Genomic DNA, 19482 nt, shown 5'->3' with positions numbered 1-19482 from the left:
CCCCTTTCATGTCACCCATTTTTTATCTTGTAAAAGCTTCCACACTTGTTCCGCGCAACTTTCCACACTAAACGTTTTAGAATCAAGCACGAGTTCCGGTTGAAGCGGTTTTTCATAAGGCGCATCAATGCCTGTAAATCCCTTGATCTCTCCGTTTCTCGCTTTCTTATAAAGCCCTTTCGGATCACGGGTTTCACACTCCTCTACAGGGCAGTCGACATGGATTTCAATAAAATCCCCTTCCGGTATAGAGGCTCTTACAAGATCCCGGTCTTTTTGATAAGGAGAAATGAACGCTGTTAAAACGATGGTTCCACTGTCCGCAAAAAGTTTAGCGACTTCACCGATCCGTCTGATGTTCTCCTCCCTGTCTACTTCTGAAAACCCGAGATCTGAGTTCAGTCCATGTCTCACATTGTCACCATCAAGTAAATAGCTTTGGATGTCTTTTTCGTACAGGACCTTGTTCAATTGGTTGGCAATGCTTGATTTACCTGAGCCCGAGAGGCCTGTAAACCAGAGCACTCCACTTTGGTGTCCATTTTTCTGGCGGTACTTTTCTTTCCCAATGGATGCCTCATGCCAGGTCAAATTTTCGTTCATGGTCCTCATCCTTTCACTTCTGCTGTTTCTTTCTGCAGTCCTTCGATTAAGACGTCCACTACTTCAGGACGGCTGAACGTTTTTGGCGGCTTTTCTCCTTTACGCAGCAACTCCCTTACTTTCGTTCCTGATAAGATCATGTGATCCTCTTTGTCGTGGGGGCAGGTTTTATGGGAAGCCATCGATTCGCAAGCGTTGCAATAAAAACTGTGTTCAAAGAAAAGTGGTGTGATACCAAGTTCCCCACTTTTATAGTGGCTGAAGATTTTCTGCGCATCGTACGTACCATAATAATCACCGACACCTGCGTGATCTCGCCCTACAATAAAGTGAGAGCAACCGAAATTCTTTCTGACGATTGCATGAAAGATCGCCTCCCTAGGACCTGCATACCGCATGGCCGCATTGAAGACAGCCAATGTGACTCGTTCTTTTGGATAATAGTGATCAAGAAGAACTTGATAACTCTTCATCCGGACATCACTGGGAATATCATCACTTTTCGTTTCGCCGACCAGCGGATTTAAAAACAATCCATCCACCGTCTCCAGCGCAGCTTTCTGGATGTATTCGTGAGCCCTATGGACAGGGTTTCGTGTTTGAAACCCAACGACCTTTTTCCAACCATATTGTTGAAAAAGCTCCCTTGATTCTTTTGGATCTAAGTAAAATGACTTTCCATGTTCGTAAGGAGGTTTATGAAATACTTCGATTTCACCTGCAGCATACCAGTCTCCTCGTTCGAATAATTTTTTCACGCCAGGATGAGCCGACTCTGTCGTTAAGTACACGTTTTGAGCTTCCTTTTTCTTATCCGGTTTAAATCGATCGGTTATTGTAATCGTCCCATACACAATCCCGTCCTTGACTAACTGGGCTTTCCTTCCAAGCGACCGGGATTGTTCCTCTGAGATCGGAAGTGTAATCGGAATACTCCATGGAGTGCCATCTTTTAACCTTAAGGTTTCGACCACAGATTCATAATCTTCCTTGTTCATGAACCCTTTTAAGGGACTATAAGCACCGTTCGCAATTAAACCGACATCACTTAATGCCATCGAATCAAGCTCGATGATATCTTCCGGCAGCTCCTCCGGCCTTGTTTCCTTCCACCTGTTTACAAGCACTCCACCGTGCGGGGTTATGATTGACATGCCTTTTCCTCCTTTAAGATTTTTCCTTTTCTGAAGATTCCGCTGTGTGTAACCCACATTCGGTTTTATTGAACCCTTTCCACCTGCCTGATCTCCCATCATCTGAAGCCTGGGCGGTACAGGGGATGCAGCCGACACTAGGATAATGCTGATCGTGCAATTCATTGTAGTCCAACCTATTTAGTCGGATATATTCCCATACGTCTTCCCAACTCCAGTGAATCAAGGGGCACACTTTAACGGATTTAAATCTCTCATCCTTGTTCACGAAATTTGTTTTCTGACGGCTGGGGGATTGCTCCCGTCTCAGGCCTGACAGCCAAGCTTTTCTGCCGCTGAGAGCATCTTCAAGTGGCTTAATTTTACGGATGTAACAACATTGATCCGGCTGCCGCTTCCATAGGGCGGAGCCATACTGTTCCGCTTGTTCTTCCAGCGTAATTTCAGGTTTTTTCATCGTTATGTTTAACTTCGGATACCTCATTTTCACTTTTTCAATCAGCTGATAAGTTTCTTCAAAATGAAGATCTGTATCAAGAAAAACGACTTCGGCATCCGGCTTCTCCTTGGAAATCAAATCAATGAGAACGATCCCTTCTGCTCCGAAACTGCAGGCATACACGATGTCCTCGTACTGAGAGTAAGCCCACCGAATGACCTCTGCTGCTCCTTTTGTATCATTATTTTTCGGTAGATCACCTTCAAATGGATTGTGAAAAGATTGATACGTTACGAGTGTTTGTTTCATCTTCTCCTCCTTTCTAAAAATAAAAATGCCTTTCTTCACGATAAGAAGAAAGGCATTTACATCTACATGTAAACTATATTCTTCTTATCTTCTCAAGCGCTTACCGCTTGCTGGAATTGGCACAGTATCTATATAGATCCGTTGCCGAGGCTTCAAAGGGCCAGTCCCTCCACCTCTCTAGATAAGAAAAGCTATGAAATTTTCTGAAAAACAAGTTGATACAAATCTTATGCTCGTTATCATCATATGTCAATGCTTTTTTAGGAAAATCAAAAATTTTCTGTTTTTTTAAACTATGTGATTGACAAATAAAACCATGTCCGTTAGTTTAAGAATTATTCTTTTAAAACTCATACGATCCTTATGAAGAGTCGGGGGAGGAACCTGGTCTGACGATCCCGCAGCAACCTGTAAGAGGGTGCTCATTCCAGCAGCCAGAAGGGTGAAAGATAAGGTGTGGATGACTCCCCCTTCTTTCAGATGGGGGTTATTTTTTTGATCATAAAACCAAGTAGATACATAGGAATAATATATATTCACAAACAATTGAACGGTATAAAAGGAGTGGTACACTTTGCAGAAACTGACGATTTTCGCTCTTATTGGATTTGCTGCTCAACTGATGGATGGTGCACTCGGTATGGGATTTGGGCTTAGTTCATCCACGATTCTCTTATCCTATGGACTAGCTCCTGCTGTAGCATCCGCTTCCATTCATATGTCACAGATTGCCACAACAGCTGTTTCTGGTTTTTCCCACTATAAGTTTGGCAATGTAGACAAACGCCTTGTCATGATCATCGCAGTTCCTGGTGCCATCAGCGCCTTCCTAGGAGCAGCATTTTTAAGCTACATATCAGGGGAATTCATTAGACCTTACATATCCATATTCCTACTCACACTAGGAATTTATATCATTTTCCGTTTCCTATTCCTTTCGAAAAATACACATATCAAAGAAAAGAAGTCCGTAAATAAACGTTTCCTCTTACCTCTTGGTATAGCAGGCGGTTTTTTAGATAGTGTCGGCGGGGGCGGCTGGGGACCGGTAAATACACCTGCGCTTCTTTCTCAATCAGGTATCGCTCCAAGGAAAGTCATCGGAACCGTGGATACTAGCGAATTCCTGGTAACGATTTCAGCAACGGCTGGATTTTTGATTTTTTTAGGGCATGATCAATTCAGCTGGCTGCTGATATCATCTTTCGTCATCGGTGGTGTCATAGCCGCTCCCATTGCCGCTTGGCTTGTCAAAACCCTTCCCTCTTCTGTTCTAGGAGTATTAGCCGGAGGTTTCATCATCCTTACAAATACGAGAACTTTACTGTCTTCGATCCAAATCAGCGATTCAGTTTTAACTTTTGTGTACACTTCACTGATCTTTGGGTATCTCTTGATTGTTGTTTTTTCTATTCGAAACCACCTTCGAGTCAAGATGGTTCGAAAACAAGCATAAAAAGAAACGCAGCCCCAAGAGCTGCGTTTGTGTACGTGTTTTATTCGATTGAAAAGATATAAGAATAAATCGGTTGTCCACCATTGTGGATTTCCACTTCTAAATCTTCATACGTTTCTTCGATGAATGATTCAAGTTCTGCTACCTCTTTTTCGTCGGCTTCCTCGCCAGTCAAGATAGTCAGAATCTCATCTTCATCATCGTCAATCATTTGGTTCAACAATGTTTTAGCAGTCGTCAAAGCATCTTTATCAGTGGCAGAGATTTTGCCATCAGCAATTCCCATGAAGTGGCCTTTGGAAATGTCCAAACCATCGATTTGCGTATCTCTAACGGCGTAAGTGATTTGTCCTGTTTTCACTTCAGACATGAGGTTGAGCATTTCCTCTTTATTCGCATCAAGATCTGCTTCCGGGTTGAACCCAAGAAGCGCGCTCATCCCTTGAGGAATCGTTTTCGATGGAATAACAGCAACTTCTACATCCGCTAATTCTGCTGCTTGTTCAGCAGCCATGACGATATTTTTGTTATTCGGCAAGACGAGCACACGTTTCGCATGTGCTTCTTTAATCGCTTCTGATAGATCTTGAGTACTTGGGTTCATGGTTTGACCACCCTGGATAACGACAGTCGCTCCAAGACTTTCAAACAACTTCTTAATTCCGTCTCCCATGCTCACGGTCACAATTCCGTACTCAGCTTTTTCTTCTGACTTGGGCTTGGCTTTCTTTTTGTCACCAACAATCGATGTATGCTGTTCACGCATATTCTCGATCTTCATGTTGACAAGGCTGCCGTACCTTTGACCCAAGGTCATGGCTTCTCCTGGGTATTCCACGTGAACATGGACTTTGATCAAGTCTTCATCAGAAACGACAAGCAGAGAATCTCCCATTTCACTGAGCTCATTACGGAAGGCTTCTTCATCGTATGGGTGTTCAGCAAGTTTATCTTCTTCAAATTTCACCATGAATTCTGTGCAGTAGCCAAATTCAATGTCTTCTGTGTTCATGAAGTCCTGATTCAGCTTGTGGTGTTCTGCGTTGACCATGTCATCCATCGATACAGTATCCTCGAGATCCGGAAGTTCCTCACCTTTTAAATTGGCAAGAAAACCTTCATAAATCGTGACAAGGCCCTGTCCACCACTATCCACGACACCAACTTCCTTCAGTACTGGAAGCAATTCTGGTGTATTCTTCAGTGATTTCTTCGCTGCTTGAACGACTCCTTCGATGAATGGAATGAAATCATCCTCTTTTTCAGCAATCTCAACAGATGCTTCAGCAGCTTCTCTTGCTACAGTTAGAATAGTTCCTTCCACAGGTTTCATGACAGCTTTATATGCTGTAGTGGCCCCGCCTTGAAGAGCTTCTGAAAAGTCTTTGGTTGTGATGACTTCTTTGTCTTCAATCGATTTTGAAAAACCACGGAAAATTTGAGAGAGGATAACACCTGAGTTTCCACGTGCTCCCATCAAGAGACCTTTGGATAAAGATTGGGCCACTGTTCCTACATGATTCTGGTCCACATTCCGAACTTCTTCAGCTCCAGAAGTCATGGACAGATTCATATTCGTCCCCGTATCTCCATCCGGTACAGGGAAAACATTCAAAGCATCAATCATTTGTGAGTTCTGCTTTAAATGATGAGCTCCTTGCAAGATCATTTCGGCAAGCGTCTTGCCGTCTAACTTTTGTAACGTCACACTTACTTCCTCCTTTGACTACAACCGCGATCTATTCAGTTGTCACACGAACTCCCTGAATGAAAATATTCACAGAATCCACGGACAAACCAACTGTTTTGTTTAGTGTGTATTTTACTTGTGATTGGACATTATTAGCGACTTCGGAAATCTTTGTACCGTAGCTCACGATAATGTACATGTCTATATGGAGGCGATCTTCATCCTGTCTGACAACGACTCCTCTGGAAAAATTCTCTTTGCGGAGCATTTCAGATAAACCGTCACGGATCTGATTTTTAGATGCCATACCGACGATGCCGTAGCACTCAACAGCGGCTCCTCCAGCAATCGTTGAAATGACTTCATTGCTAATAGTAATATGACCATATTGGTTATTTAAATCAACAGACATAATAGATCCTCCTTTATAATCCTCATCAATCCTACCCTATTATAACACAAAATCCCCATATGAATTTCTCTTCAATGGTAAGAAAATGACCTGGATATCCCTACTATACTGTGTAACAATTCATAAGTTCTGTCAAGAAAAAATTCTTGATATAATTCTGACTAGATTATTGCAAACACGTATTCTATATGATAAAGTTACTAAGTATCTGATGATTTATGTATGTAACAGGAGGGATTTTCATGGCACGCAGAAGTGTTCTATCTGGTAAAGGTACACGTTCAGGTAACCACCGTTCACACGCGATGAACGCTAATAAACGTAAATTCAAAGCTAATGTTCAAAAAGTTCGCATCCTTGTGGATGGCAAGCCTCAAAAAGTTTACGTAACAGCACGTGAACTCAAGTCCGGCAAAGTACAACGTGTATAATTGCTGACAGAGAGCTTATGAGCTCACAAAAAAAGCACCCTTAGAGGGTGCTTTTTTTATTTGTCTAAAGATAAGTAAACGGGCGCTTTTGGTGCTCTCCGGAGCTCAGCCCATGTGTACTCCGGAGCTTTCCTTTTGAATGGGTCCTAATCTTTTTTAAATGTACTTATGACTGCGCGCACTAAACCCCCGACGAACCGTGGGAGTTTGATGGTATAAAATTTCAAAAGAGCCCCCTCCTCCTATATGAACTAATGCGAACTCCCTTATTCCCCTCAAGTAGGCAAGTCTGTACTTCTTATTACTAAGAGTATGCCTGACTCAAATGAAAAAGTACCTGTATCTTCAATCAGTCGATTCGAGATGCACAAGGTGGATCCAAATGGCAGATAGGCGCGATCCAAGGGATAGTAAAACCCTTCAAGCGTAATCTTTGTCACTTCAAGCGTGACTGGTAAGAATGAAACATACGGGTATAATTCATCCGCTTCTATCTTATGCTCACCAGCGAAGACTAATTCCACCTGATTCTGTCGATCAATAATCGTACTCTTTATGTTTTCCTTCATTAAAGGATAAAGAAGCTGCATGTTCGCTTGAGAATGATCGATTCGACCACCGGTCACTCCGAATAATAGAATATGCCCGGGGTTCAAGCGGAGTGCTTCATTTATCGCTAATTCCAAGTCTGTTTCATCTTTTTCATCCGGAAAAATTAAGACCTGTTTGGCATTCTTTTTTATTTCTGCCAATGAATGTTCTGAAACAGAATCAAAATCTCCAATGGCTATGTCAGGAGCCAGTCCATGCTCAACAAGGACCTCCGCTCCTTGATCGGCGCCGATCCAAACGCATTCCGGACATGCGTATTCTTTTAAATCAGGTATGTAAGACTTCGGTCCGCCGCCGACTACGATCACTCTTTTCATTTTCATAACACCCTTCCTATACCTTTCACAAATAAAACAGTCCTTTACTACTCACGATAAGCTATCGATACGTGAAGACTCAGTTTTGGGACTTTTGTTGAGTGGATGAGTAGGGTACGGGGTTGCTCGCTTTCCGAGAGAGCGCGGTGAGCCTCCTCCGATCTGGGTCCTGTAGGGTCTCGCCATTCCCATCCGCTCCTGATGCTCGATCCGGGTAACGAACCCCAGGAACAACCTAAAACTTCCACAATGTTACTATATACTACAATAGAACGGTTTCTTCTATTTTAAAATGTAACTTATTTCTTTACTGGATGCCAACAAAAGAGTGAATAAAAAAACTCAAAGGATCGAGACCCTTTGAGTTTTTTCAATTATTGTGCCGCTTGTCTAATTTCATCAATTGCTTTTTTGCGATCTTCCTGATTAAAAATGGCACTGCCGGCAACAAGTACATCAGCTCCAGCATCTGTACATTGTTTAGCTGTTTCGACTTTCACTCCACCATCGATTTCAATCTCAAAGGAGAGCCCTTCTTCTTCCCGCCAATGGGAGATTTGTTCGATTTTCGGTACAACGGAATGAATGAATGATTGACCTCCGAAACCTGGGTTAACTGTCATCAACAGGACAAGATCGATATCCTTAAGAATCGGTCGGATTGCCTCTGCTGGAGTACCTGGATTAATGACGACTCCCGCTTTCACTCCGTGGCTTTTGATCAATTGAATCGTCCTGTGGAGGTGAGGACATGCTTCCTGATGAACGGTGATGATATCAGATCCTGCTTTAGCAAAGGCTTCGATATACTGATCCGGATTTTCAATCATTAAATGGACATCAAGAGGCAAGTCGGTGACTGGACGGATGTGGTCGACAATCAATGGACCGATTGTAATATTCGGAACAAAATGTCCATCCATGACGTCTACATGGATATAATCCGCTCCTCCACGTTCAACATCCTTAATTTCCTCTCCAAGTTTCGAAAAATCAGAAGCTAGAATGGATGGTGCAATTTTAGTCATGATTAATACCTCGGCTTTCTGTTCTGTATTTCATTTAAAAATTGTAGGTAATGCTCATATCGCTGTTCGGAAATGTCCCCTGCCTCAACGGCTGATTTGACCGCGCACTTCGGTTCCTTATGATGCAGACAACCTCGGAATTTACAGCCATTCTGTACCTCTACGAACTCAGGGAAACATTCAGGCAGCTGATCAAGTTCCAATTCTCCGAATTCCAGTGAACTGAATCCTGGAGTATCCGCCACAAGACCACCCGCTATTTCATAAAGTTCCACATGACGCGTCGTATGTTTTCCGCGACCTAAACTCTCTGAGATTTCATCCGTATCAATTGAAAGTCGAGGATCGATTGAATTTAGTAGAGACGATTTGCCGACGCCGGACTGGCCAGCGATGACTGTGGTGCGACCAGCTAAGTGAGATTGGACTAGATCCATGGATTCTGTATCATCTACTGCAGATAAAATGACAGGATAGCCGATTTTTTCGTACAGCGTTTTGTAGCTTTCCATCACTTCCATTTGTTGTCCATCCAGTTGATCCACTTTAGAAATGACAATGAATGGCTCGATCCTCTTTTCTTCCACAAGGACGAGGAATCGGTCCAGTAACAAAGCATTGAAATCCGGATGAACGGCAGAAGTGACGATTAATGCCTGATCCACATTCGAAATCGGAGGCCTTACCAATTCATTCTTTCTGTTTTCGATGGATAGGATATATCCTTCTTCCTTATTTTCCGCCTTGAATTCGACAAGATCTCCAACTAAGGGGGTGACTTTCTTTTTTCTAAAGTTCCCTCTTCCCCGACATTGGTAGACCTCCCCTTCACAAAGGACATAATAGAACCCGCTCAATGACTTAATAATTTTTCCTACTGGCATTTTTTCACCTCTTAATACGGTACTTCCACTTCTTCTTGAAAGACTTCGCCATCCCTCATTACTCGGTAAGTTGCTGATTCACCAGGCTCAATCGTTAAGGTAATTTCAAAAGTCTTCGTCTCGGTAATCATTTCACTGATCACAGGTGTACTTCCGTCACGATTTGCATCATTTACGTAAATCAATACTTCCTGACCCTCAGGCTCAGGCTGTTCCCCTTCTTGACCACCATCATCTTGTCCTTCTTCCTCTTTCTTTTCCGGTTCATACGGAACTTCAATAGAAATGGATTCATCTCTAGGAGGTTTTGGTTCAGGTCCTCTGGAAATAACTAAGTTTACGGTAGACCCTTGCTCAACTTCTGTATCAGCAGCGGGATCCTGCCTAATCACATTCCCTTCCCTTATATCTTCCGAAAATTCACGAGTGGTTTCAACTTGCAGGCTATTTCTTTGCAGGTAATCTGTAGCAAACTTCTCATTCGCATCCACTAAACTAGCCAGTTCAACTTTAGCCACTCCAGAACTCACTCGGAAAGTCACCGTCGTCTCATCAGGGATCACACTTGTACCAGGACTTGGACTTACATGGGCAATGATTTCTCCTGCTTCTTGTTCCTCACTTGTTTGTTCGATTTTATCGATCCCACTATATCCCTTACTTTCCAACTCTTCTTTTACCTGCTCGTAATCCTTACCGGCATAGTCAGGGAAATCCAACCGTTCTTTCCCATTGCTGAGATAAACCGTAACCTCTGAACCTTCCTTTACTGTCATCCCTGCTTCAGGGTCTGTTTCAATGACATCTCCCTCTTCCACCTCATCAGAAAAACGTGTTTCTCTTGTCACGTTAAGGTTTAGATCGCTAAGTTCACTATAAGCTGCTTCATACTCTTCTCCAGCAAGATCAGGAATTTCAACATCGGCCGGCTGAATGATTCCAGGGATGGTGAATAAAGCCACGAGCCCCCCTATTAATAGCAATAGTATAACGGTTAAGATCCAAGGCCATACTTTCCGCTTCTTTTTCTGCTTTTTCTCAGGAGGTGGCGGATCTGCGGCTGTTTCCTTATAGTTTTTTGTCGGCGATGCCGGGGCTGGGATTACAGGTTTGTGATCACTGGTATTAATGATCGTATCTTCATTCGGAGAGTCCCCATAGGCTTCATTAGTAATGACAGGGATGGCTTTTGTTTTTTCTTCATCTCCATCATCTGGTAATGTGAAGACAGGTTCATCTGCCCGATAAGGCTCAAGTGAGGTTTCAATCTCATGCTCCATTTCCAATACTGATTCATATCGATGAAACGGATCTTTGGCCGTCGATTTCAAAACGATATTTTCAACACTTTGAGGCAAGTCGGCATTCCATCTTCTTAAAGAAGGAGTTTCATGCTGAAGGTGCTTCAATGCGATCGAGACAGGAGATTCTCCTGAAAAAGGAAGCCTCCCTGTCAGTAATTCGAAAAAAACAATGCCCAGTGAATAGACATCGGACTTTTTGGTCGCCATCCCGCCCCTGGCTTGTTCTGGTGATAAGTAATGAACGGAACCAAGAACAGAGTTTGTCTGAGTCAACGCAGTCGCGCTTAGAGCCATGGCAATTCCAAAATCCGTCACTTTCACATGACCGTAGTGATCGATGAGGATATTCTGCGGTTTGATATCCCTATGAACGATTCCATTGTCATGCGCATGAGCGATGGCTGATGCAATCTGCTTCATTATATCCACTGCTTCAGATACATCGACCGGGCTATATTGCTGAATATACTGCTTCAAAGTCATTCCGTCGACGTACTCCATCACCATAAAATAGATGTCGTCTTCTTCTCCCACATCATAAATGTTGACGATATTTGGGTGAGAGAGACTCGTAGCTGACTGGGCTTCTCTATGAAAGCGAGCGATGAATTCCTCATCATTTCCATGTTCCAGCCGCAGTACTTTAATGGCGACCTCCCTGTCCAGAATGGTATCGTAAGCAAGGTAGACATTCGCCATACCGCCGCCACCGATCATCTCTTGTACACGATAACGGTCATTAAGGAGACGGTTATTCAACATTATTCCGCACCTTCTTTCACGTCTGAAGAAGGATGATGATGAATGACTGCAAGTGTAATGTTATCTTCCCCTCCACGTTCATTCGCAAGGTCGATCATCTGCTGAGTAAAGGATGACCAATTACCTTCAAAAGTTTTCAATTCACTTAATTCTTCATCAGTCACTTTATTTGTGAGACCGTCTGTGCATAAAAGGAGGCGGTCATTCTCTTCAAATTCCATCGTTTTTACATCGGCAGTCAAATCGAATTCCGTACCAAGCGCTTTTAATAAAACGTTTTTCCGAGGGTGGTGTTCCGCCTGTTCTTCAGTAATCTGACCGGAACGCACAAGTTCGTTCACAAGAGAATGGTCCTCGGTGATTACCTTGAAACCATAGTCATTAGCAAAATAACAACGGCTGTCTCCAATGTGGCCGATTGTCGCGAACTCTCCTGTACACAAAGCTACAACGACCGTTGTTCCCATCCCTGCACATTCTTCATGCTCATTGGCATACGATTTGATTTCATTATTTGCTGAGCGCACGGCTTCTTTGATCCATTTTTCTGCTTCATCAGGTGTTTCAATGAGATGGGCTTCCTGCCATTTTTTATGTATGTGTGAGGTCGTCATCTGGCTGGCTACATCACCGGCCTGGTGCCCGCCCATTCCGTCGGCTACAATGGCAAGAACTTGACCAGCATCGTTTTTGAAAACGCCGCCGGCATCCTCGTTATGAATTCTGACTTTCCCCTGATCTGTCTCGTAATAACCTATCATGGTTTCACCTGCCTCATATTTATAACTTCAACCAAACATGGGTGTTGATTCTTAGATGGCATTCCCTCTTTGTTTAAAGGGAAGGAATAGCAACCATAGCCGGCGCAGATTCCTTCCTGGTTTTGCATTCTATTTCAAAGGGGTCTTACTTCTTTCTCAATCGTGTTAAGAAAAATCCATCCGTGTCCCACTCCTGCGGGAAAAGCTGAAGGCCTGTTTCAGTAAGCCCTATGGATTCTTTAAGAGCTTCTGGAAGCTCCTCGAAGAAGGCTGGGTCTACTTCAATGTCCGGATGCTCTTTTAAGAAATGTCTGACGGCTTCCTCATTTTCATGACGGTCTACTGTACATGTACTATAGACCAGTTTGCCCTCAGTTTTTAATAGTGGTGCGACTTCTCTCAAAAGATCATCCTGAATATTTCTTAACGAGAAAATATCTTCCTCTTTTTTATGGTATTTAATGTCTGGTTTGCCACGTAAAACTCCGAGGCCGGAACATGGAGCATCCAGCAGGATACGATCAAAGGTGCCTTGCTCATGTTTTTCTCCCAGTTTTCTTGAGTCTGCTTGGCTTGCGCTGATCGATGTGAGCTGCAGCTGTTCGGCCTTTTTGGTTACCAGCTTCGCTTTTTTCTCATGGAGGTCATATGCTACGACTTCTCCCTCATCCTCCATCTTTTCAGCGATATGGGTGGTTTTACCTCCAGGGGCGCTGCAGGCATCCAGTACCATCAAGCCTTTCTCAAGATCCATCATTTCCGCTACAAGCATGGAACTCTGGTCTTGAACCGTGATATAACCATTTTGGAAAAGAGAATGGGAGAGAATCGCACCCTCCAGCACAAGAAATCCTTGAGGAGAAAGTGTACTCTCTTCAACTTTGAAGCCATCGTCTTTGAGCTGCTTCATCGCGTCTTCGCGCGAAATTCTAAGCGGCTGGACTCTGAGAGACATAGGAAGATGCTGGTTGTTCGCCTCACACATCTCTTTTGTCGTTTCAAATCCATACTGATCGACCCAGCGATTCACAAGCCATAGAGGGTGACTCGTTTCAATTGCCATCCGCTCCACAGGGTCTTCAATTTTGTCCAGACTCTGAACTCCTTTACGCTGAACGTTCCGAAGCACACCGTTCATAAATGATGAGATGCCTTTATGTCCCCGCTTCTTCGAAATTTCCACCGCTTCATGGATGATCGCATGATCCGGTACTCTTTCCAGGAAGATCATCTGGTAAACAGACATATAAAGGAGCCATCTGACCCATGGCTTTATTTTCTTCTGTTTAGCAATGTAAGGCTCGATGGAATAATGGATCAAATCCCGGCGCTGGAGTGTACCGTAGACGATTTCAGTCAACAGTGCACCATCCTGCCTGGAAAGCTTTTGTTTGGAAATCTCCCGGTCTAATAAGACGTGACTGAATCCGCCCTGCTCACCTATCCGAGTAAGAAGATCAAGGGCTGACTCTCTTAATGCATATTTAGTCATGCGTCTCACCTAGACGTTCGCCGACCTGCAAGGACTGACCGGCACCATTAATAAACGCTTGTCCGTCCATCTTTTTCTTCCCAGAGGGTTGGAGAGAAACGACCTTTACAGCCTTACTTCCGCCTGTAGTTACAAGAAAACCATCTTCATCGATTCTTACAACTGTCCCTGGTACTTCTTCAAATGTACCTTCCACCTTCTGAATCCACCAGACTTTCATCGGCTTGCCGTTCCAATACGTATAAGCGACCGGCCATGGGTGAAGACCACGAACATGATTGTAGACCGTTTGTTGATCCTTGCCCCAATCGATAAGTTCCTGCTCCCTCTTAATATTGGATGCGAAAGTGACTTTGGATTCATCCTGTTCTTCTGGCGTAATCTCGCCATTTAACAATTTTGGCAGGGTGTCCGCTAATAAGTCAGCTCCGGCGACGGAAAGTTTATCATGCAGCGTTCCTACATGGTCATCGTCTTCAATCGGAACCGTCACCTTTGAAAGCATGTCCCCCGCATCGAGACGTTTGACCATATACATAATGGTAACTCCTGTCTCTTTCTTTCCTTCAAGGATGCTGTAATGAATCGGTGCACCACCGCGGAATTCGGGCAGTAAGGAGGCATGGACATTGATACATCCATGTTTCGGCTCCTGAAGTAAAGCTTCCGGTAAAATTTGACCGAAGGCAGCGGTTACGATCAGGTCGGGATCGTAAGCAAGAACTTCTTGATATTCTTGTTTGATTTTTTCTGGTTGAAATACTGGGATTCCGTGTTTTTCCGCCGCTACTTTGACAGGTGGCGGGGTCATGGTTTTCTTTCTCCCTTTCGGTCGGTCCGGTTGTGTGATCACAAGGACAACCTCATACCCCTCTTCAATGATGCGGTCAAGGACAGGTACGGCGAAATCCGGTGTCCCCATAAATGCGATTCTTGTCATGACTGTGTTGCTCCCTTCTTGCTTACATCAGCTGATACGGTTGGAAATCAACCGTGATCTGCAAACCATTTTCTTGTTTCATTTCATCTTCATAATAATGCAATATCCGTTCAACGAACTTTCGCTGCTCAGGTTCCTTCTTGTATTTTATCATGCATTGATAGCGATATCTATTATTGATCCTGGTGAGCGCAGAAGGAGTAGGCCCAAGAACATAGGATTGCTCAGAAAGCTTCTGCTGCATGAACATGGTAATCTTCTGTGTCACTTCCTGCACTTTCAGTTGGTTGGGGTGCGAAATAGTGAAAAGTGTCAAGAAAAAGTAGGGTGGATAGCGGAAAGCTTTCCTTAATTTCATTTCTTCATTGAAAAATTGTTCATAATCATACTGGCTGGCAAGTTCAATACTGTAATGTTCTGGTGTGTAAGTTTGAACGACAACTTCCCCTGGTTTCTCATGTCTACCGGCCCTTCCGCTTACCTGAGTAAGCAATTGGAATGTTTTTTCTGATGCACGGAAGTCAGGAAGATTGAGCAGTGCATCGGCTGCCAGCACACCAACAAGAGTGACATTTCCGAAATCCAGCCCTTTAGCGATCATTTGCGTGCCGAGTAGAATATCCGCTTGTCCGTCGCCAAACTTTTTAAGCAGTCGTTCGTGCGCCCCTTTTCTTCTCGTCGTGTCCACGTCCATCCGAATCACACGAGCTTCCGGAATCAACTCCTGAAGCGCTTCTTCCACTTTTTGAGTCCCTGTACCGAAATAGCGGATGGTTTTGCTTTCACATTCCGGACACTCTGTGGGCATTGGTTCTTCATGAGAGCAATAATGGCATTTCAAGCGGTTCTGCCTTTTGTGATACGTAAGGGCAATGTCACAGTGGGGGCATTCACTTACATGGCCGCAGTCCCTGCACATGACGAAAGTGGAATATCCTCGTCTGTTAAGAAAAAGGACAACCTGCTCGCCACGGGAAAGCCTTTCTTCGATTTTTTCCTTCAACGAGATGGAAAACATCGAGCGGTTTCCACTATGAAGTTCCTCTCTCATATCAACGAGATCCACCGTCGGCATTACTGCTTCATTCATACGCTTTTTCATCGTCAACAGCTGATAATTGCCTTTCATAGCCCTTGCGTAACTTTCAAGTGCTGGTGTGGCACTACCTAAAACGACGGGACATTGATGGGTCTTTCCTCTTTCGATGGCGACATCTCTCGCATGGTAACGTGTACGGTCTTCCTGTTTGTAACTTGTTTCATGTTCTTCATCAATGATGATCAAGCCGATGTTTGTAAATGGAGCAAAGATGGCAGACCTTGCTCCGACAACGACTTGAACCTCTCTGCGCTGAATCTTCCGCCATTCATCGTATTTTTCTCCCGCTGATAAAGCACTGTGGAGAACAGCTACTTTTGAACCAAACCTTCCTTTAAACCGTTCAACCATTTGGGGAGTTAACGCAATTTCAGGTACAAGCATGATGGCTTCTTCTCCTTTATCCATCACTTCCTGAATGGACTGCAAATACACTTCAGTTTTACCGCTCCCTGTCACTCCATGAAGAAGAAAAACATCATGCGTATTTTCTTCGATGGTCTTAAGAATCGGCTGTATAGCTGTTTGCTGCTCTCCAGTCAGAGGGAAAGGCTGTGTACGTTCGAAGTCACGATCCCCATATGGATCTCTGAAAACTTCCTGTTTAAACTCGCGAATGATTCCCTGTTCAATGAGCGGCTTTAATGAAGCAGGCGTCGTAGATAGCAGATCCAAAAGCCTCTTCTTTTCCAACACATCCGGATACTGTAGAAAATACTCGACAATGGTTCGCTGCTTTTTCGCTTGGGGAGAAAGGTCCTCAAGCTTCTCCTCTAATTCCATCGGACTTAAGTTAGGTTCGACCATGGTCATCGTCTTCTTCGTTTCCCGGCTTTTCACTTCATAATGGACATCGACGTCTCCATCATTCATGTGTTTTCGGAGGGTGTGGTACCCAATGCCGGATTTCTCGAATTCCTCAAAATCCACAACCGCACGTCCATCAAATAGAGGATCGAGTTCAGAGGCGAGTGGCTCTTCTGTCAGCTTCCATAGCTCTTTTCGATATTTAGCTTTCATCACTTGAGGAAGCATGACTTGAAGACAGGAGATGTAATAGCTCAATGTATTTATTGATAACCACTTCCCGAGTTGTAGAAGTTCTTCCGTCAACGTCGGGATAACATCCAGAACATCGGTGATTTTCTTGACGGAAGAGAATGAACTTGTTTCGGAAAGAGATACCACATATCCTAAAATCTTGCGTGGACCGAATGGGACGATGACACGTACCCCTGGCTGAACGATCCCGTCAAACTTTTCAGGTATTTCATAGTCGAAAGGACGGTTCGTATTTTGAGAGGGTACATCAACGATTACGTTTGCAATCAATGAATTTCACTCTCCATCTCACCAGCTGCCACCATGAGAATGTTTTCGGAGAGTTCCTCTTTGCTCATCAACGGATAGGTCCTTTCTTCCCCTCTTCTGGTGATAAACAAAGAGGCATTGGTATCCGTCCCAAAGCCCGAACCCTCTTCAGATACATTATTGATGACTATGGCATCGAGGTTCTTTTTGTCCATCTTTTCTCTACCATACTTCTCCACGTCTGTCGTTTCTGCAGCAAATCCAATTAAGTATTGGTGTTCTTTCCGCTCCCCTAGCTCCATGAGAATGTCATTCGTCCGTTCCATTTCTACAACATAATCCCCTGGTTGCTTCTTCATCTTTTGATCGTACGTGATTTTCGGACGATAATCAGCTACCGCAGCTGACTTGATGACAAGGTCCTGATCAGCATACTCCTTCAAAACTTCCTCATACATTTCCTGGGCTGTTGTAATTTGAACGACTCTCACACCACTTGGAGGATCTAAAGCAACCTGCCCTGAAACGAGGGTCACTTCAGCACCCAGTTGTTTAGCTTTTTTCGCTAACGCATAACCCATTTTACCTGTCGATGGATTCGTGAAATAACGCACCGGGTCGATCTGCTCGCGGGTAGGCCCGGCTGTTATGAGTACTTTTTTTCCTTTAAGTGGCTGAGGCCGGTGATATTCTTTCTGTAGCACTTCCACAATCGATTCAGGCTCCTCTAAACGACCTTTACCTACATAACCGCAGGCAAGGTAACCTTCCCCAGGCTCAATGAAACGAAATCCCCACTCGTCGAGCTGTTTCAAATTCTTCATCACAGCTGGATGACTGTACATATGAACGTTCATTGCCGGTGCTATATAAACAGGTGCCTCGGTCGCGAGTAAGGTTGTGGAGAGCATATCATCGGCCAGACCATTCGCAAGTTTTCCAATTACATTTGCAGTCGCTGGGGCAATTAAGAAGAGGTCCGCCCAGTCAGCGACATCAATGTGCTGGATTTGAGAAGAATCTTGTTCATCAAAAGTATCGGTATAAACAGGCTGTCTGGATAATGCCTGAAACGTAGTCGGGGCGACAAATTTTTGCGCACTGTCGGTCATAATTACCTTAACCACGGCCCCTGCTTGAACGAGTTTGCTTGTTAGAGCGGCTGCTTTGTAGGCGGCGATTCCACCTGATACTCCTAAGACGATCTTTTTTCCATTCAACATCTGAGAGACCCCTTTACTTGAAAAATGTTGTCACTAAAACACGTAGGAAAAGCCGCGCTGATTTAATCAAGAAGCGCGGCTTTTCCTACGTCGTTTCGATGTTCTTATGTGGTTTCTGTACGTTCCTGGATTTCATCCGCTTCAATATAGTTCAATTTGCCATCGCGGATTTCTTCAAGCGCCACACCAACTTGCTGATGTGAGGTTGGATGATCGATCATCGGTGCGCTTCCTTGTTTCAATTCACGGGCTCTTCTTGCAGAGAGTGTTACGAGTGTGTACTTGGATTTAATCTGTTTCTGTAGGGAATCAATGGATGGTTCTAACATCATGATTATTCATCCTCCAATGCTTTTTTATATTGATGGGCAACACGTTCACGTTTGCAGTGTTCGCTGGAGACGATCGATTTCACTTTCGTCACAGCATTGTCAATCTGATCGTTCACGACGACATAATCATACGCATCCATCATGTCAATTTCTTCTTTCGCTGCCTTCAGGCGGTTCTTCACTTTGTCTTCCGTTTCTGTGCCACGGTTTACAATACGGTCCTTCAATTCTTCCAAAGATGGTGGAATCAAAAAGACGAACACGCCTTCAGGGAAGTTTTCTCTTACTTTGAGTGCCCCCTGGACTTCTATTTCCAAAAAGACATCTTTGCCTTCGTTCAATGTCTGCTCAACGTATTGGCGGGGGGTTCCATAATAGTTTCCCACATATTCCGCGTGTTCAATCAATTGGCCTTCACTGATTAATTTCTCAAATTCATCTCTTGACTTAAAGAAATAATCGACTCCGTCGACTTCCCCTTCCCGTGGATCACGGGTCGTCATGGATATAGAATAGCGTAAATCAGTCGATTGTTCGAATAATGCTTTACGTACCGTTCCTTTGCCGACACCGGATGGGCCGGAAAGGATGAATAAAATACCTTTCTGATCAATCACTGCAAAAAGTCCTCCTAGTTTTCATCTGAGATCTCGTCGTTACTGATGACGCGCTGTCCGACGGTTTCCGGCTGGACGGCTGAAAGGACGACATGATCACTATCTGTAATGATGACCGCACGCGTTCGACGGCCATATGTAGCATCTACTAATTTATTATTGTCACGGGCGACCGTGATGATACGTTTGATCGGAGCGGATTCAGGCGAAACAATAGAAATAATACGATTCGCAGATACGACGTTTCCAAAACCGATATTGATTAATTTCAAGCTCAAAGCTGACTCCTCCTTCTTCTGACCAAGC

At 44.1% G+C, this 19482-nt stretch carries 20 protein-coding genes and 2 riboswitches; of the genes, 2 read left to right on the top strand and 18 right to left on the bottom strand.

The window, feature by feature from the left end:
* Nucleotides 1–6: 6 nt before the first annotated feature.
* The 3 genes from cysC to GLW00_RS08665 are packed head-to-tail and all read right to left on the bottom strand — an operon-like array spanning nt 7 to nt 2505.
* Nucleotides 7–603: an adenylyl-sulfate kinase gene (gene cysC / locus GLW00_RS08675; RefSeq protein WP_160913116.1), complete on the bottom strand. Its 597-nt coding sequence runs from the start codon at nt 601–603 to the stop codon at nt 7–9.
* A gap of 5 nt (nt 604–608) precedes the next feature.
* A complete protein-coding gene (gene sat / locus GLW00_RS08670) occupies nt 609–1757 on the bottom strand; it encodes a sulfate adenylyltransferase (protein WP_160913114.1) in 1149 nt (382 codons plus the stop codon).
* A 13-nt stretch (nt 1758–1770) separates the two neighbouring features.
* Nucleotides 1771–2505, bottom strand: coding sequence for a phosphoadenylyl-sulfate reductase (locus GLW00_RS08665; RefSeq protein ID WP_160913111.1), 735 nt, complete (start codon nt 2503–2505; stop codon nt 1771–1773).
* An 81-nt stretch (nt 2506–2586) separates the two neighbouring features.
* A riboswitch (SAM riboswitch) is annotated at nt 2587–2693 on the bottom strand.
* 170 nt (nt 2694–2863) lie between these two features.
* Nucleotides 2864–2961: riboswitch (SAM riboswitch) on the top strand.
* A 118-nt stretch (nt 2962–3079) separates the two neighbouring features.
* Between GLW00_RS08665 and GLW00_RS08660 the strand changes: the two genes are divergently transcribed.
* Complete coding sequence (locus GLW00_RS08660) at nt 3080–3961, top strand: sulfite exporter TauE/SafE family protein (protein ID WP_160913110.1); 882 nt, start codon at nt 3080–3082, stop codon at nt 3959–3961.
* Between the two features lie 40 nt (nt 3962–4001).
* Here GLW00_RS08660 and GLW00_RS08655 read toward each other — a convergent pair whose 3' ends face one another.
* Together GLW00_RS08655 and GLW00_RS08650 are read right to left on the bottom strand one after the other, a co-directional pair.
* Entirely contained in the window at nt 4002–5669 is a 1668-nt protein-coding gene (locus GLW00_RS08655) for a DAK2 domain-containing protein (RefSeq protein ID WP_160913108.1), read from the bottom strand.
* 31 nt (nt 5670–5700) lie between these two features.
* Entirely contained in the window at nt 5701–6063 is a 363-nt protein-coding gene (locus tag GLW00_RS08650; protein ID WP_160913106.1) for an Asp23/Gls24 family envelope stress response protein, read from the bottom strand.
* A 242-nt stretch (nt 6064–6305) separates the two neighbouring features.
* Between GLW00_RS08650 and rpmB the strand changes: the two genes are divergently transcribed.
* A complete protein-coding gene (gene rpmB, locus GLW00_RS08645; protein WP_035505437.1) occupies nt 6306–6494 on the top strand; it encodes a 50S ribosomal protein L28 in 189 nt (62 codons plus the stop codon).
* Between the two features lie 146 nt (nt 6495–6640).
* Here the strand turns inward: rpmB and spoVM are convergent, their stop codons facing one another.
* The 13 genes from spoVM to remA form a co-directional block, all read right to left on the bottom strand.
* Nucleotides 6641–6721 carry a stage V sporulation protein SpoVM gene (gene spoVM, locus GLW00_RS08640; RefSeq protein ID WP_035505439.1) on the bottom strand — a complete coding sequence of 27 codons (81 nt, stop codon included), beginning with the start codon at nt 6719–6721 and terminating at the stop codon, nt 6641–6643.
* Nucleotides 6722–6769: 48 nt separating this feature from the next.
* Nucleotides 6770–7429, bottom strand: coding sequence for a thiamine diphosphokinase (locus GLW00_RS08635; RefSeq protein WP_326317058.1), 660 nt, complete (start codon nt 7427–7429; stop codon nt 6770–6772).
* A gap of 368 nt (nt 7430–7797) precedes the next feature.
* A complete protein-coding gene (gene rpe, locus GLW00_RS08630; RefSeq protein WP_160913104.1) occupies nt 7798–8451 on the bottom strand; it encodes a ribulose-phosphate 3-epimerase in 654 nt (217 codons plus the stop codon).
* Nucleotides 8452–8453: 2 nt separating this feature from the next.
* Nucleotides 8454–9335: a ribosome small subunit-dependent GTPase A gene (gene rsgA, locus GLW00_RS08625; RefSeq protein ID WP_160913102.1), complete on the bottom strand. Its 882-nt coding sequence runs from the start codon at nt 9333–9335 to the stop codon at nt 8454–8456.
* Nucleotides 9336–9346: 11 nt separating this feature from the next.
* Nucleotides 9347–11401 carry a Stk1 family PASTA domain-containing Ser/Thr kinase gene (gene pknB, locus GLW00_RS08620; protein WP_160913100.1) on the bottom strand — a complete coding sequence of 685 codons (2055 nt, stop codon included), beginning with the start codon at nt 11399–11401 and terminating at the stop codon, nt 9347–9349.
* Entirely contained in the window at nt 11401–12162 is a 762-nt protein-coding gene (locus GLW00_RS08615; RefSeq protein WP_160913098.1) for a Stp1/IreP family PP2C-type Ser/Thr phosphatase, read from the bottom strand. The genes pknB and GLW00_RS08615 overlap by 1 nt, the downstream gene beginning before the upstream one ends.
* A gap of 145 nt (nt 12163–12307) precedes the next feature.
* Nucleotides 12308–13654, bottom strand: coding sequence for a 16S rRNA (cytosine(967)-C(5))-methyltransferase RsmB (gene rsmB, locus GLW00_RS08610; RefSeq protein ID WP_160913096.1), 1347 nt, complete (start codon nt 13652–13654; stop codon nt 12308–12310).
* Nucleotides 13647–14594, bottom strand: coding sequence for a methionyl-tRNA formyltransferase (gene fmt, locus GLW00_RS08605; RefSeq protein WP_160913094.1), 948 nt, complete (start codon nt 14592–14594; stop codon nt 13647–13649). The genes rsmB and fmt overlap by 8 nt, the downstream gene beginning before the upstream one ends.
* A 22-nt stretch (nt 14595–14616) precedes the next feature.
* A complete protein-coding gene (gene priA, locus GLW00_RS08600; protein WP_160913093.1) occupies nt 14617–17025 on the bottom strand; it encodes a primosomal protein N' in 2409 nt (802 codons plus the stop codon).
* On the bottom strand, nt 17022–18227 hold the full coding sequence (gene coaBC, locus GLW00_RS08595; protein WP_160913091.1) for a bifunctional phosphopantothenoylcysteine decarboxylase/phosphopantothenate--cysteine ligase CoaBC: 1206 nt from the start codon (nt 18225–18227) through the stop codon (nt 17022–17024). Before coaBC ends, priA begins: the two co-directional genes overlap by 4 nt.
* A 104-nt stretch (nt 18228–18331) precedes the next feature.
* Nucleotides 18332–18559 carry a DNA-directed RNA polymerase subunit omega gene (gene rpoZ, locus GLW00_RS08590; RefSeq protein WP_146816568.1) on the bottom strand — a complete coding sequence of 76 codons (228 nt, stop codon included), beginning with the start codon at nt 18557–18559 and terminating at the stop codon, nt 18332–18334.
* 2 nt (nt 18560–18561) lie between these two features.
* On the bottom strand, nt 18562–19176 hold the full coding sequence (gene gmk, locus GLW00_RS08585) for a guanylate kinase (RefSeq protein ID WP_160913089.1): 615 nt from the start codon (nt 19174–19176) through the stop codon (nt 18562–18564).
* Nucleotides 19177–19190: 14 nt separating this feature from the next.
* A complete protein-coding gene (gene remA / locus GLW00_RS08580; protein WP_027954142.1) occupies nt 19191–19454 on the bottom strand; it encodes an extracellular matrix/biofilm regulator RemA in 264 nt (87 codons plus the stop codon).
* Nucleotides 19455–19482 lie beyond the last annotated feature (28 nt).

This window comes from Halobacillus litoralis (assembly GCF_009856445.1).
Lineage (GTDB): Bacteria > Bacillota > Bacilli > Bacillales > Halobacillaceae > Halobacillus > Halobacillus litoralis.
The sequence above is the reverse complement of the archived record's forward strand: the minus strand, read 5'-3'. Positions and strand labels throughout refer to the sequence as shown.